Consider the following 1,023-nt stretch of genomic DNA (forward strand, 5'->3'; position numbering starts at 1 on the left):
CTAGATGCTTGATTCCAAGGGCGGAAGCGTGCGGATTGCCTGCGGACATGCGACGAGGGTGTCCAAGATCGATTTGTGACGAAAGACCTGGACACCCTCGCCACCGCACTGTACGTCAAGATCGATGACCACCTGACCGCTTTCCCGCACCTGGCTCCGCGGCGTCCGCGAGTGGGCATCAAGCCCGCACTCAGTGACGCCGAGCTGGTGACCCTGGCGGTGATGTCGGCGCTGCTGGGCTTCACCAGCGAGCGGCGGTGGCTTCGCTACGCCCGCGAGCACCTGGCCGGCATGTTCCCCCGCCTGCCGCGCCAGCCCGGCTACAACAAGCGGCTGCGAGCGGCATCGCCCCTGGTCATCACCATGATCGAGGTGCTGGGGCGCGACACTTCGCTGTGGAGCGACGACGTGTGGGTGGTGGACTCCACCCCGGTGGAGTGCGGCCGGTCCCGCGAGACGACCCGCCGCAGCGCGCTGGCGGGCTGGGCCGAGTACGGCTACTGCGCATCGCATTCCCGGTTCTTCTGGGGGCTTCGGCTGCACCTGGTGTGCACGCTGGGCGGGCTGCCGGTGGCGTTCGCGCTCACCGGCGCCAAGGCCGACGAACGCACCACCCTGCTGGGCATGCTGGACGCCGCCGGTGACCTGGTGGCCCGTCACCCCGGTCAGACGATCATCGCCGACAAGCACTACTACGGACGCGCGTTCGAGCACGCCCTCACCAGCAGTGGTCTGCGGCTGCTGCGCAAGGCTCGCAAGGGCGAACCCGCACGGGCCGGCACCGAACTGTTCAAACCGCTGCGGCAGACCATCGAATCGATCAACCAGACCCTCAAAGGGCAGCTCGACCTGGAACGACACGGCGGCCGCACTCCTGCGGGCGTCGTCGTCCGGGTGAGCGTCCGCGTCCTGGCGCTGACCGCAGCGATCTGGCACAACGACAAAACCGCCCAGCCCACCGCCCGATCCCTGACCGCCTACGATCACTGACCGCAACCAGACAGCTTGGAATCAATCATCTAG

1 protein-coding gene is annotated in these 1,023 nt (G+C 67.5%); it reads left to right on the forward strand.

Annotated elements, in window-relative coordinates; genetic code table 11:
- Positions 1-75: 75 nt before the first annotated feature.
- Positions 76-990, forward strand: coding sequence for an IS982 family transposase (locus ABZ801_RS41580; RefSeq protein ID WP_360709481.1), 915 nt, complete (start codon positions 76-78; stop codon positions 988-990).
- Positions 991-1,023 lie beyond the last annotated feature (33 nt).

The sequence above is a fragment of the Actinomadura sp. NPDC047616 genome (genome assembly GCF_040642915.1).
GTDB lineage: Bacteria > Actinomycetota > Actinomycetes > Streptosporangiales > Streptosporangiaceae > Spirillospora > Spirillospora miaoliensis.